Source organism: Streptococcus cristatus AS 1.3089 (assembly GCF_000385925.1).
Classification (GTDB): Bacteria; Bacillota; Bacilli; order Lactobacillales; family Streptococcaceae; genus Streptococcus; species Streptococcus cristatus_B.
In genome coordinates, this window is sequence record NC_021175.1 from 862,669 (window position 1) to 875,554 (window position 12,886).

At 39.4% G+C, this 12,886-nt stretch carries 13 protein-coding genes and 3 pseudogenes; 14 read left to right on the forward strand and 2 right to left on the reverse strand.

Annotated features, from left to right (window positions below; translation table 11 throughout):
* Positions 1 to 81: 81 nt before the first annotated feature.
* On the forward strand, positions 82 to 1,479 hold the full coding sequence (locus I872_RS04160; protein ID WP_015604898.1) for a polysaccharide deacetylase family protein: 1,398 nt from the start codon (positions 82 to 84) through the stop codon (positions 1,477 to 1,479).
* An 81-nt stretch (positions 1,480 to 1,560) separates the two neighbouring features.
* Here the strand turns inward: I872_RS04160 and I872_RS04165 are convergent, their stop codons facing one another.
* Complete coding sequence (locus I872_RS04165) at positions 1,561 to 2,649, reverse strand: DEAD/DEAH box helicase (protein WP_015604899.1); 1,089 nt, start codon at positions 2,647 to 2,649, stop codon at positions 1,561 to 1,563.
* Positions 2,642 to 3,621 (reverse strand): annotated as a pseudogene (locus I872_RS04170) (Gfo/Idh/MocA family protein). The gene I872_RS04165 and the pseudogene I872_RS04170 overlap by 8 nt, the downstream one beginning before the upstream one ends.
* 104 nt (positions 3,622 to 3,725) lie before the next feature.
* Here I872_RS04170 and udk point away from each other — a divergent pair.
* The 13 genes and pseudogenes from udk (at position 3,726) to I872_RS04225 (ending at position 12,886) form a co-directional block, all read left to right on the forward strand.
* A complete protein-coding gene (udk, locus tag I872_RS04175) occupies positions 3,726 to 4,361 on the forward strand; it encodes a uridine kinase (RefSeq protein WP_005591973.1) in 636 nt (211 codons plus the stop codon).
* A gap of 40 nt (positions 4,362 to 4,401) precedes the next feature.
* Positions 4,402 to 5,069, forward strand: a pseudogene (locus I872_RS04180) (YoaK family protein).
* 43 nt (positions 5,070 to 5,112) lie between these two features.
* Positions 5,113 to 5,634, forward strand: a complete 522-nt coding sequence (locus I872_RS04185; protein WP_015604901.1) for a DUF443 family protein — start codon at positions 5,113 to 5,115, stop codon at positions 5,632 to 5,634.
* Entirely contained in the window at positions 5,556 to 5,783 is a 228-nt protein-coding gene (locus I872_RS12375; RefSeq protein WP_272912034.1) for a DUF443 domain-containing protein, read from the forward strand. Before I872_RS04185 ends, I872_RS12375 begins: the two co-directional genes overlap by 79 nt.
* A 117-nt stretch (positions 5,784 to 5,900) precedes the next feature.
* A pseudogene (locus I872_RS04190) lies at positions 5,901 to 6,478 on the forward strand (DUF443 family protein).
* A gap of 41 nt (positions 6,479 to 6,519) precedes the next feature.
* Positions 6,520 to 7,194, forward strand: a complete 675-nt coding sequence (locus I872_RS04195; RefSeq protein ID WP_015604904.1) for a hypothetical protein — start codon at positions 6,520 to 6,522, stop codon at positions 7,192 to 7,194.
* The gene (locus I872_RS04200) at positions 7,187 to 7,486 is read left to right on the forward strand and encodes a DUF4176 domain-containing protein (RefSeq protein ID WP_015604905.1); all 300 of its coding nucleotides are present in this window, start codon (positions 7,187 to 7,189) and stop codon (positions 7,484 to 7,486) included. The genes I872_RS04195 and I872_RS04200 overlap by 8 nt, the downstream gene beginning before the upstream one ends.
* Before the next feature lie 91 nt (positions 7,487 to 7,577).
* Entirely contained in the window at positions 7,578 to 7,787 is a 210-nt protein-coding gene (locus I872_RS04205; RefSeq protein WP_015604906.1) for a hypothetical protein, read from the forward strand.
* Positions 7,762 to 8,457, forward strand: coding sequence for a TipC family immunity protein (locus I872_RS04210; protein WP_015604907.1), 696 nt, complete (start codon positions 7,762 to 7,764; stop codon positions 8,455 to 8,457). The genes I872_RS04205 and I872_RS04210 overlap by 26 nt, the downstream gene beginning before the upstream one ends.
* 201 nt (positions 8,458 to 8,658) lie before the next feature.
* Entirely contained in the window at positions 8,659 to 8,826 is a 168-nt protein-coding gene (locus I872_RS12015; RefSeq protein ID WP_167320509.1) for a hypothetical protein, read from the forward strand.
* Position 8,827: 1 nt separating this feature from the next.
* On the forward strand, positions 8,828 to 9,526 hold the full coding sequence (locus I872_RS04215) for a TipC family immunity protein (RefSeq protein WP_015604908.1): 699 nt from the start codon (positions 8,828 to 8,830) through the stop codon (positions 9,524 to 9,526).
* A gap of 317 nt (positions 9,527 to 9,843) precedes the next feature.
* Positions 9,844 to 10,770 carry a hypothetical protein gene (locus I872_RS04220; protein WP_015604909.1) on the forward strand — a complete coding sequence of 309 codons (927 nt, stop codon included), beginning with the start codon at positions 9,844 to 9,846 and terminating at the stop codon, positions 10,768 to 10,770.
* 550 nt (positions 10,771 to 11,320) lie between these two features.
* Positions 11,321 to 12,886, forward strand: a complete 1,566-nt coding sequence (locus I872_RS04225; RefSeq protein ID WP_015604910.1) for a 2-isopropylmalate synthase — start codon at positions 11,321 to 11,323, stop codon at positions 12,884 to 12,886.

Sequence of the window (12,886 nt, forward strand, 5' to 3'; positions counted from 1 at the left end):
TAAACTTGTATTTTAGCACTTGTAAGATACAAGTTTTTTAACATTAGAATCATTTTAGGACAATAGCTTAGGGGATAATAGATGGAAAGACAACATAGAAGGAAGCGTAGACGGAAATATAGACTGATTCTCAGTCTTCTGAACCTGCTTCTTTTAGGACTTCTTATTTTTGGTGGATTGCGAATCCATGAAATGTTTCAGGAAAGGGAATTCCAGCAAAAGGTTGCAGAAGTGATTGCCAAGGAAGAGCAAGAGCATGCTGACAATGCTGAAAAGCAGGCTGGTAGGATTGGCAGCCATTATGTGGCAGCTTTTTATCCTCTTATGAATGGGCAGCCGCTTCAAAGTGTCAAAGATAAAATGATGCAGGATAGCCAGAGCATTTCAGATGACAAAAAGCAAAAGGAAAACTTGACTGCTTTGACCTTTTACTACACGGAAGAAAAGTCTACTAGTTTGGCCAATACTAAGGAAGTGGTCATCCAGCGAAAAGATTACAGTATCTCGAAAAGAGACATCAAGTCTGAGGAGGCAAGAGAAGTAGCCTCGACGTATATTAATCCAGAAGGTGCAGCGGTCACTTTGGACAAGCTGTTTCAAAATCCAGAAGCTGCCAAGGAGATTTTCCTGAAGGAGTTGACCAGTCAGCTAACCTTTAGGCAGGTGGAGGAAAGTCAGCAAACAGCAGCCTTGAATGCCCTCCGAGAAATAGAGTTGAGCCAGTGGGGCTTTCACTATGAGGATAGTTTATTTTCCATTCGTCTACCTAAAGAAATCAACGGTGTGTCGAGCGTGACAGTGCCTCTGTCTAGTTTTTATGACCTAATTCGTCCGGAATATTTTCAGGGAGCTGATTTGGAGGCTTACCAGCAGTATGAAACCAAGCGGCATGAGAAAATGGTTGCCCTGACCTTTGACGACGGTCCCGACAGTAAGACGACCCCTCAGGCTTTGGAAATTCTGAAACGCTACAATGCCAAAGCAACCTTCTTTATGGTGGGACAAAATGTTGCTGCCAATCCAGAACTGGCTAAACGTGTCCTTGATGAAGGCCATCAGCTTGGTATCCATACATGGAGCCATCCAGATTTGACCAAGCTGCCTCTAAATCAAGCCAAAAAAGAAATACTAGATACTCAGGAAGCCATTTATAAGGCGACTGGTATTCGGCCTATGATTACAAGACCGCCTTACGGAGCCATCAACTCTACAGTTCAAAATGCTGTCGATCAGTCCTTTATCATGTGGAGCGTGGACAGTCTCGATTGGAAAACACGCAATACAAAGGCTATTATGCAGGAGATCGTGAAAACCCAGCCAGGATCCATTATTCTCATGCACGATATCCATCAGACGACCATCGATGCTCTGCCAAGCGTTCTTGATTATCTGAAGAATAACGGATATACTTTGGTGACAGTTGATGAACTGCTGGAAAATCAGCTCCAGCCACATCAGATTTACTATAGCAGAAATTAAGAAAAGCATTGGAAATCTTGCATTTCCAATGCTTTTTGCTTTCTATCATCAGATAAAACTATCGTTTACTGTGATTTTCACTCAAGGCTGAACATATAGTTCTTGTTTTTTCAAGACGATTTCGCGGACAGAGGCATATTTTTTGAGAGCTTTTAGTTCTTCTGGGTGGCTGATGAAGGTGATGACATAGCCTTCCTTGCCCATGCGACCTGTTCGGCCAGAACGGTGGATGTAGGTTTCCAGATCGCGCGGCACTTCGTAATTGACTACGCATTCTAGAGAATCAATATCAATGCCACGGGCAACTAAGTCCGTCGCCAGCAAGAGCGTGATATCGTAATTTTTAAATTTTTCAAGAATAACCTTGCGGAATTTTACATTGACATCGCTGGCTAGGGAGACTGCACTAGCTCCTCGGTACTGAAGCTTTTCTTCGGCGCTGCCCAAATCTGACAGGCTATTGAAAAAAACTAGCCCATGAAATTCTTCTACATTGGATAGCTTGCGCAAGAGTTCGACCTTGTCACGTTTTTCCACCTGTATATAGAAGTGCTGGATATTGTCCAAAGTCTGGTCGTCAATGCTGATGCGTAGAGTATTTTCGGCGATCTTCTCTTGATCGAACTTAGCAGTAGCACTCATATAAATCAGCTGGTGGTCACGTGGCGCATAATGCAGAATTTTATCAACAAACGCATACTGGGAATCACTGAGAAGCTGGTCAAATTCGTCAAGGATAATAGTGTCGACATTCATCATCTTGATTTTCTTGAGCTTAATGAGCTCGAAAATCCGACCAGGTGTGCCAATCAGTATCTCAGGACTTTTCTTGAGTCGTTCAATCTGTCTCTTCTGGCTATTACCGGAGAGGAGGAGTTGACTGCTCAAGCCTAAGGGCTCTGCCCAAGACTTACAAACATCAAAAATCTGTCCCGCTAGTTCTGTATTTGGAGCTAAAATCAAAAGCTGCTGCGCTTTTTTAGGCTTCAATTTCAATAAGCTAGGAAAGAGATAAGCTAATGTCTTACCCGTACCAGTCGGACTGATGCCTAGCACCGTCTGTCCTTGAGAAATGGGCTCGAATATTTTTTCTTGGATAGCAGTCAGTTCAGCAAAACCGAGCTGATCCAGCTGGTCCTGCCAAACTGTTGGAAATGTTTCTTTAATCATGGTCAACCTCAAATCTAATGCCAGCATCTTTTCTCATGGCAAACATGCACTCATGCACAGTAGCAGCAGCCTGCAGATAGTCGCTATAAAGTTCTTCTTGGCCGCCTTTAAGGACACGAGCAAAAGCCTGGGCTTCTTCAAGCATTTGGTGGTCTGCTTGGCGGATAGCTAGACTTTCCGTCTCTCCATTGAGCTTTTGGAAACTGGCAGAGCGGATAAACTCAATACCGTCTAAGGTCAGAGTGCCTTGGTCCGTATAGATTTCAGCTGGTAGCTGGCTATGAATATTTTTTCCAGCTTGGATACGAACCTGAAAATCAGGATAAATCAGACTGCCTGAACCGTTGAGATCAACGCTATTTGGCAGTTGTTGAGCTGTATAGCAAACGCTTTGTGGAGCACCAAACAGCCGGACAGCTGCATAAAGCGTGTAGACACCCAGATCCATCAGAGCACCGCCTGAGAATTTAGCAGAAAAACATTGGGTTCCTGTCCACTCAGTAGAGCTCCCATCTTGGAGGAGTATTTGGCATAAGTAAAATTAGCTCCCCAGATTTTCTTGTCCTTTAGAAAGTTCTGAATGACTGTAAAAGCTGCTTCGTGGTAGTTTCTAGCTGCTTCAAAAATGTAAACTTGATGTTCAGCTGCCAGCTTGACTAATTCTTGCCATTCTTCAGGCCTTGATACAGCTGGCTTTTCAACGATGACATGTTTTCGAGCCAAAATGGCTATCTTGGCATGGTTGAAGTGGAGGCTATTAGGACTGGCAATGTAAACCACATCTAGGTCGGCAGATAAGAATTCAATCATATCGGTGTAGAGTGCGATGTTTTGATAAGTTTGCGCAAAACGCTCCGCAGAACTCAGGGTGCGCGAGTAAACAGCTGTTAACTGATACTCACCACTCAGTTGGGCTGCCTTGATAAACTCATGGGAAATGGATCCCGTACCGATGATACCGAGTCGTAACATACTTTCTCCTTTAAAATGATTTTCCTGAATTTTTCTTGATTCACCCTTTCATTATATCATGAATTAAGGTAAAATAGATAAGATAACAAGTAATGGAGAAAACAATGCAAAACAGACCTATTATTATCGGTGTTACAGGTGGATCTGGTGGGGGAAAAACCAGTGTATCTCGGGCTATTTTAGATCATTTTCCTAATGAAAAGATTTCCATGATTGAGCATGATTCATACTACAAGGATCAGTCTCATTTGACCTTTGAGGAGCGGGTTAAGACCAACTATGATCATCCTTTTGCTTTTGATACAGACCTCATGATTGAGCAGATCAAGGAGCTTTTGGCTGGCCGTCCAGTGGACATCCCGACCTATGATTATACGGAGCACACGCGCAGCAATAAAACCTATCGTCAGGAACCGCAGGATGTCTTCATTGTAGAGGGAATTTTGGTCTTGGAAGATCAACGCCTCCGCGATTTGATGGACATCAAGATTTTCGTCGATACTGATGATGATGTGCGGATTATTCGTCGGATTAAGCGGGACATGGAAGAGCGCGGACGTAGTTTGGATAGTGTCATTGAGCAGTATCTGGGTGTCGTCAAGCCTATGTACCATCAGTTTATCGAGCCAACCAAGCGCTATGCGGATGTCATTATTCCAGAGGGCGCTTCTAATAAAGTGGCGATTGATTTGATTACCACCAAGATTGAAAAGATTTTGGAGGAAGCTAGAGAAGGATAGAAAGGAAGTCTGGTGTTACACTGGACTTTTTGGGTAAATTATGAGAAAGTTCGTCAAAAGAGAATTCCATTCTCGATCAAAGTTTTTGCCTGTTTGTTGACCTTTTGCGCAGGTTTCGTGGATGCTTACACTTTCATGGAGCGCGGGGGTACATTGGTTGCGGGCCAGACAGGAAACGTCGTCTTTTTGTCCGTTGAGCTGATTCATCACAAGACTGGAGAAATTGAAGTCAAACTGGCTACCATGCTAGCCTTTATGCTGGGAATTTTTCTGATAACAATTTTCCGTCCTTTTTTTGAGCAGTCAATATGGCGAGTAAGTAGCATTTCACCAATGGTACTCATTTGTACTCTAGTTGGCTTTATGCCAAGTACCGTGTCAAATATGCTGATCGTTCCTCCAATTGCTTTCTGTATGGGAGTCGTTGCGACAGCTTTTGGCGAGGTAGATGGCATAGTCTACAATAATTCCTTTATGACAGGAAATATCAAGAAAACAATGGTGGCTTTTGGAAATTTTGTGCGAACTCAGGAAAAACCATACTTGAAAGAGGGCATTTTCTTTGTTGCTTTGTTAGGAAGCTTTGTCATCGGAGCCATTATTTCGACTTATCTGCTCCAATTTTATGCCTTACGAACCATTTGGATCGTTGCAGGAATTCTATTTACCTTCATGATGTTCCGCTTGGTTCAGTATGTACGAAGATAAAGACGAAGCATGATTAGTAAGTTATTAAAAAGGTAGGGCATAGATGTTTAAAAAGGCTGAAATGGAGCCCTTGGCTAAAAGAAATCTTCGATATCGCATACTAAAAACAGAGGATAACTATTATCTTCTGGATGTAGAACGCCCTTTTTTGATTGTCTACTTCTTGCCCTTGTTGATTTACTTTGTGCCTCACAGATGTTATGAGATAAGTAAGGAAGAATATGAGCAATTGTCCCAATCAGAGGAGGAGAATGCTCGGTTAAAAGAGGCTTTTGAAAAACATGGTCTTGGCTATAGCTTAGGAACTGGCGTAGGTGCCATGCTTCTATCGAGAGTATTTGATATCAATCAATTTTTGAAATTTGATTCAAGTAGAATTAGCAATTTTTTGGCTATTCTAATTGTATTATTGCTTTTTGGTTTGCGTTTATGGCTTACAGTGGCTTATGAAGTCCCTAGTGGATTAAAAATAGGGACTATCATAAAATATACGTTTATCCTCGCTTTGTTAAAGAATTACTTTTTAGTATTTTTGCGTATATTATGTCGGTGTTGTTTACAGTAATGATTATTGCTGCTTTTTTAACGAACATAATGGATAATTATATTGGTCATATTGGATTGTTAATATTTTTGACATTTTGGTTATTTATAGGGAATATGTTTTTCATGCGGCCAACAAGTAATTATTGGATAAGAATAAAAAATGGCTAAGGGAGCGGTATAAAAAACTTTTGAGGAGCTAATCATGCGAGCGCACCATGTAAATTTTCGTTATATATTATTAGAGGATGGTAAGGAATACTTTCTATTGGATAAGCTACCGACATTGTGGGGTTATTTTTACCTTATCTGAATTGGTTTAGCAATCGAACGCTTTACCGATTGACAGAAGCGCAGTTTTGGGAAATCCGAATGCGTAAAAAGCATTGGTTAGAGACCCTTGTAATTCCAGCACTGATATTTTTAGCTGTTTCAGTATGGGCAGGGCGGATGCGAACTAGTGACAGCTTATATGCATACCTTAATTTACCTCGCTTCTCATTTACTGAAAGATGGATTTATTGGTTTCTTGCTTTTATACTAGCAGTCGTACTTGCAAATCTAATCCATTTTTTATCATCTCGGTCTTTAGCAAAGAAATTTAATTTTAGTCTTTACAAAAAGAGAAGGGAAAAATAAGATTAACTAAATTGGCTCCTTGGATGAAAAAGCAGTTTAAGGGCGTTCTGATTCTTAACTTCCTAATCCTTTTGTTTAGCTTTTTCATTTTAAATTGGGGGACTTTAGTCTTTCTGATGTTTCATAGTCTTATATTACTAATGTCTACGCTGTTAGCAGGTGATCTAAGCTATAGTGAAAACTGTCAATATATAATAAAAATAGAAGAAGAAAATAATGAAAAATAGAATTTTGATCATAGCAACTGGTGGGGAATTGGTGATTAAATATGAGAAAAATAATTTTTATTGGACAGAGCGGTGATGAGGCTGTCTACTATAATACACGAACGAGAGAGGCCTTAGTGGCGAGTAAAAGTGCCCTCTTAAATACAGAAGGCGCAAGGAAGTCCAATAGGGCCATTATTCCTTTGATGTTTGCTTTTGTTTTTTTGGGTATTGTTGGAGGATTAGTAGCTATACCTGCATTTTCAGGTTTTCGATACAATAGCGAAATGACAAAGTTTTTCATTACTGGATTCATGTTTGTGTTTTTTGGTAGTATGTGGATGTTAGAGATTGCTCTATATAAAAACGTTAAATATGTTCGAGGAGCCACTAAACAACAATTTATAAAGGCAGTAGATTCGAACTTATTTTGGGAAAATTTTGACGTCAAAAAAGCTTCTATAGGGAAATTTTGTGCCTTCTTAGCTGTTATGCTCTTATTGCTTTTTGCAACGGTAATAACATTTATTGCTTTTATTCCAGGTATTATTGATTCATTTGAAAGAAAAGCTCCATTTGAATTGCAGATAATAACTTCGCCCTTAATAGGAATACTACCAGCAGTTTTTTATCTTTCTCTGTTCCAAAACAACCCCATCCGCTGGTTGTTAGCCGTGCGAAAGTATGAGCAAGGAAAAGTGATATTTGCAGAAGACAAGGAGAAGAAACATGAGTGAGACACTATTACCAATGGGAACAGTGGTTAAACTAAAAGATCAAACAGAACTAATTATTATTGGCAGGGGTTCGCTAGTAGAGCAAAATCAAGAGCTTGTATATTTTGAGTATACAAGTGTTCTTGTACCAACTGGTTATCAGCAAGCCGATCAGCTTTATTTCTTTAATAACAGTGATATTCGTGAGGTTGTATTTATGGGATATAAGAATGATGCTGAGATAGAATTTGAATCTAATTTTTATCAGCTAGTTAAAAAGGCTGGTTTTAAAAAAGGAGTTACAGAGCTATAAGTTCGGTTAGATGATTTAATGATTATTTTAAAAACTATACTTCTATTTATACAAAGTATAGTTTTTGATTATTTAAATTTAAGAGGTTATAATGAAGGAAGAAAAATCGAAACAAGATCAGCTAGATGAATTACATCGTCGTCAGTATGAACTAGAACATAAAATCTCGGACAATGTGAAGAATATGAATGAATTGAGCGCCAAAAATCCCACGGATTATAATTTTTTAAAAAGCCTGAATGGTGATATTGAGAATGATAAGGGAGGCAATTACAATGAATATACAGATTTTAAAGAGTAGGAAATTATTCCTATTCCTAAGTATAGTAGCCACCTTATTTTTAGGGTACCAAGGCGTTAAAATCTATAGCTATTTCTCTCTAAAAAATCCACTAGATGAGATTTACTACTCAGAGACGAGTGCTTTTAACCTCCTGCATTTGCCAGATTTTAGCGAGATAATCCGAAGCGGTACATCATATCGAAGTGAAAATGAAATAACTTCTTTAAATCTAAAGAACAATGAAAGCCAAAAACTCGAAATTTCAAATAAGGGAAGTATGTTTCTTGAATATAGAAAACAATTATCTGATAATAGTTTTTTATTCATAGATTATGAATATGAAGAAGGTGTTTTAACTGAATATATTAGTATCGCTTATTCTGATATTTCTGATGAATACGTAAATTACAGGAAAAATGTTTCAAAACACAATGGTCGAAATACTGATATAGCCACAATATATCAATTTAATTCTAACGTTCATAATAACCAACCAAGTCTTACAAATCCTACCGAAGTATTGGAATATCTCAACCCCTACAACATTGACAAAGCTTGGCTGGAACAGAAATCTCATAAGATTTTATATGATGATTTCCTCAACATCTGGTTTAAAAAAGGAAGCCAGCGGTACTCAAAAAGCAATTTGGGTAATTTGAAAATAGAAAAAGCTGAGATCTTCCGGTAATTATTTCCTTAATGGCAAGGGAGCGTCATGTAAGGATTATATCAAACAAGAGTTATTGGTGCTACGATGCAAAGATATAGATTCCCTCTTCTTTAGCCAATAGCAAGCCAAGGAGGTTCGTCATGAAGATTAATAAACAAGAGTTGGTTATGGCTCGTGAGGAACTATATACCAATAAACACCCTAGAAGCCCAATTAAACATGGCACAGGCTAAAGCGCAAGGGATTATCGCCAGTCCGCACTTTAAGTCTGGTGCGAAAGATGCCTTAAACAGCGAGTTGACGAATGACACTATTCCGCTTTTGCTCAGCTATGTTGACAATATCAATGCCATTTACAATGATTTGATCACAGAAGGAGTAAACTAATATGAAAAAAATCATCCTAAGTCTCTTCACCCTCCTTATAGCAGTTCTCTGTGCCTTTGGTTTTTTGAGATATCGGGACTATGACTCACTAAAAAATCCAATTGATGAAATCTATTATGCGAGCGTTCATTACAAAAATATTCTTGGTTTGCCAGTCATGAGTAGGATTATAGAAAGTAATACGGCATATGTAGGTGAGCCAGCCTGGATAAATTATCATCGGGAAAAACCTAGTTTGGCAGATGATGAAGATTTGCAGCTATATATCAATTCCGATGGTTTGCTTGCTGTTTTGTATAGTAAAAAGTTATCAGGAGAAACTTATCTCAATATTGACTATGTCTATGAGGAGGGTTTCGTTAAACAAAATGTTTCCATTGCTTTCTCCAACGTTTCGGATTTTACTGTTCAAGCTTTTATTAATGAATCTAAAAATAGGGGCTATGTCAGGACAGCAGATGAAATTTATCGCTCTCTTAGAGGGGGAGAGCCCCTGCGTAAGAGTCTAGTGTCAAAAGAGGAGATATTGGACTATCTGAAGGATTACGATATTGATCAGACTTGGTTGGCAGAAAAATCTGATCAAATTCTCTACACCTATTTTCTGGATATCTGGTTTAAAGAGGGAAGTCAGCGCTATTCTAAAGAAAATATGGGCGATTTGAAAGTGAAATACTCGGATACCATAGGGAAAGAGTAAATAGGTTATACTAAACCAGACAGAATTCAATAAGTTTTTTTACTCAAAAACGTTATAGGCCTTTTCGATTCAAAGTTGAATTATCAGAGGCGATGCAACTCTTGGAGGACTTTAATGAGTAAAATGGTGAGTAGAGGAGGATGCGAATTGATAAAAAAGCCATCGATTGTTATTTATAAAAGATCAGCACTGGGATTGCTTAGTTTATTTAGTTTAATGGTGGTGACCAGTTTTTTAATATCTTTCTAGAAGAAAATCGGTCAGCAAATCTTTTCTATTTCTTAGTAGCAGTTTCTTTATTGCTCACAGTAGGTTGGATGGCCTTTGCTTTTATGGGAAAAATCCAGCTTGATGGTCAATACTTGCTTGTTTTCCGAAATTTTAAATGCTATCGCTTTCCACTTTCTTCGGTTGCATTTTACTTCGGAAAGAATAGACACGCTTATCGTGGCAGTTATGAATGGCCTTTATTTATTGTAGGGGAAGCGTTGACCCAAAATGGCAGCAGTCAAAAAGTAACGCTGAAGTTAATTGGAAGTAAGCGGAAGAACCGTCAATTCCAGCAGTTTATTCAAGAACATCTTGAAGGGAGAATACATCCTCTGCCTAAGGAAGATTCGTGGAGACTGAACGCTTTTGGTCAGTTAGAAATCATTGAAGATGAAGTGCATGAAGAACCCAAGTCAGCATTGGCAGTTACTAGGAAGCTGTCTGATTTTATCGAATTTGGAGCAGATCAAGGAAATGTCAAAAGGACTGTGTTTTATGATATTAAGCGAAATGAGCTTTTTGTAGGGAAAAGTGTGCCTTTTCCAATGATTTTTCTACCAAGTGCTGGTTTTTCTTATGGCCTATATGTATTAACGGAGAAGCTGACTGTACGAGGTTTGTTCCCTTTACTTTTTTCCTTCGTCTTCATGCTTTTACTGGCTCTTTACCAATTTAAAAATAGAAGGGAGAAATCAGTAGTTGAAGTAGTACCTTATGAGATGCCCATAGACTATTTTGCCACCCAAAAATCTAACAGTCTAAAAACCTATGCTCTCATTTTCCTCTTTGCCTTGATTTCTGCTATTTTTTCTTGGCTTTATCTTCTATTTGGTAGTTTCCTACTTTTATTTTTTACGATTGTCATATGGTATTGTTTCTTGCTCTTGCTCCTGTCTGGGCAATTTAAAAAAACCAAATATTTGAAAGTATTAGAAAAAGAAAAGTCATATAGAAATCAAAGATGGAAAAGTTGATTTGGAAAGCATGGGGATCAGAAATGGTATAAGGCTGGCAGATTTGCCGCGTATGATTCTCTTCTAATAGGGAGGAATGACTGGTTTTCAAAATTCTATCATTGTAATCAATATAATACTAGAAGAAGGAGGAGCTGGCCTGCTTCTTTTTCTTTCTTGCATTTATAGTAATAAGACCACAAAATAATCCAGCATATTAAAAATTTTCAGAAAATATCGAATTATCTGTTGACAGCCGAATGATACTGTGCTAAAATACTAATCAATAACATTTCAAAAGGAGTCAGTCAAACATGAAGTCAACTCAATTTTCAAACTTTGCTTTGTTGTTGCGTTACTCGGGCTAGTGCGAAAGCATTAGTCCTGTTTGGCTTACCAAGCGGGAGTAAATCAACATCTCGCTTGGCTTCCAGCGAGATGTTTTTATTTTATTCTTCACGAAAATCTTTGCTAGGATATGCTGAGAAAAGCGAACTAAAAGTTCATTTCATAGCTGTATCTATCATTGATTTTTATAGCTGTTTTAAACGATAAAGAAAGAGGAAAGTCTATGCAAAAAGTTGAGTTTCTTGATACCAGCCTTCGGGATGGTGAGCAGACACCGGGAGTGAATTTCTCTATTAAGGAAAAGGTTGCCATTGCTAAACAACTAGAAAAATGGGGAATTTCTGCTATTGAAGCTGGTTTCCCAGCTGCTAGTCCAGATTCATTTGCGGCAGTGCAAGAGATTGCTAAAGTCATTACTAAAGCTTCTGTCACTGGCTTGGCGCGTTCGGTTAAGTCTGACATCGATGCTTGCTACGAGGCACTCAAGGATGCCAAACATCCGCAGATTCACGTTTTCATTGCGACCAGTCCCATCCACAGAGAGTTCAAGCTGAAAAAGTCAAAGGAAGAGATTTTAGCAGCCATTAAGGAGCATGTTTCTTATGCTCGTTCTAAGTTTGAGATTGTCGAGTTTTCACCTGAGGACGCAACACGGACAGAGCTTGATTTTCTGCTTCAAGTTGTCCAGACAGCAGTTGATGCAGGTGCTAGCTACATCAACATTCCAGACACAGTCGGCTTTACTACGCCAGAAGAGTTTGGCAATATCTTCAAGCATTTGATTGACAATGTCCAAACGGATCGTGAGATTATCTACAGTCCTCACTGTCACGATGATTTGGGAATGGCAGTAGCTAACAGCCTGTCTGCGGTCAAATACGGAGCTAGACGGGTGGAAGGCACAATCAACGGTATTGGTGAGCGTGCTGGTAATGCTGCGCTGGAAGAAGTAGCAGTTGCTTTAGAAATTCGCAAGGATTATTACCAAGTTGAGACAGACATTGTCCTCAATGAAACCATCAACACTTCTGAGTTGGTATCCCGCTTCTCAGGCATTCCAGTGCCTAAGAATAAGGCAGTCGTTGGTGGCAATGCCTTCTCTCATGAATCTGGTATCCATCAGGATGGTGTTCTTAAGAATCCACTGACCTATGAAATCATTACTCCTGAGCTAGTCGGTGTCAAGAGCAACTCACTCCCACTTGGTAAACTCTCTGGCCGCCACGCCTTTGTTGAAAAACTCAAAGAACTGTCTCTGGACTTTGGAGAATCTGAAATTAATGAGCTCTTTGCTAAGTTTAAGGTCTTGGCGGATAAGAAAAACGAAGTCACGGACGCTGACATTCGGGCTCTGATTGCTGGAACGACAGTTGAAAATCCAGAAGGCTTCCACTTTAATGATCTGCAGCTGACGACCAATGACGATCATACTATCACAGCAGATGTGCAGCTGGTTAATGGCGACGGCGAGACAGTCAACTGTGTGGCAGAAGGCAAGGGAAGTGTCGAAGCTATCTTTAATGCTATTGACCAATTCTTTAACCAGTCCGTTCAACTTTTAGCCTATAATATTGAGGCCGTGACGGACGGGATTGACTCTCAGGCTCGTGTTTTGGTAGCCGTTGAAAATACGGACACAGATACGATTTTCAACTCCTCTGGTATTGACTTTGATGTTCTTAAGGCCAGCGCCATTGCCTATATACATGCCAATACCTTTGTGCAAAAGGAAAATGCAGGTGAAATCGGCCATCAGGTATCCTACCACGATCTGCCTGCAAATAATTAG

Excerpts from the sequence above, each read along its gene's own strand:
- I872_RS04205 (WP_015604906.1), top strand. The coding sequence starts at position 7,578 with ATGAAGGAAGAAAAATCGAAACAAGATCAGCTAGATGAATTACATCGT.
- I872_RS04215 (WP_015604908.1), top strand. The coding sequence starts at position 8,828 with ATGAAAAAAATCATCCTAAGTCTCTTCACCCTCCTTATAGCAGTTCTC.
- I872_RS04195 (WP_015604904.1), top strand. The coding sequence starts at position 6,520 with ATGAGAAAAATAATTTTTATTGGACAGAGCGGTGATGAGGCTGTCTAC.
- I872_RS04225 (WP_015604910.1), top strand. The coding sequence starts at position 11,321 with ATGCAAAAAGTTGAGTTTCTTGATACCAGCCTTCGGGATGGTGAGCAG.
- I872_RS12015 (WP_167320509.1), top strand. The coding sequence starts at position 8,659 with ATGGCACAGGCTAAAGCGCAAGGGATTATCGCCAGTCCGCACTTTAAG.
- I872_RS04210 (WP_015604907.1), top strand. The coding sequence starts at position 7,762 with ATGAATATACAGATTTTAAAGAGTAGGAAATTATTCCTATTCCTAAGT.
- I872_RS04165 (WP_015604899.1), bottom strand. The coding sequence starts at position 2,649 with ATGATTAAAGAAACATTTCCAACAGTTTGGCAGGACCAGCTGGATCAG.
- I872_RS04160 (WP_015604898.1), top strand. The coding sequence starts at position 82 with ATGGAAAGACAACATAGAAGGAAGCGTAGACGGAAATATAGACTGATT.
- I872_RS04220 (WP_015604909.1), top strand. The coding sequence starts at position 9,844 with ATGGCCTTTGCTTTTATGGGAAAAATCCAGCTTGATGGTCAATACTTG.
- udk (WP_005591973.1), top strand. The coding sequence starts at position 3,726 with ATGCAAAACAGACCTATTATTATCGGTGTTACAGGTGGATCTGGTGGG.
- I872_RS04185 (WP_015604901.1), top strand. The coding sequence starts at position 5,113 with ATGTTTAAAAAGGCTGAAATGGAGCCCTTGGCTAAAAGAAATCTTCGA.
- I872_RS04200 (WP_015604905.1), top strand. The coding sequence starts at position 7,187 with ATGAGTGAGACACTATTACCAATGGGAACAGTGGTTAAACTAAAAGAT.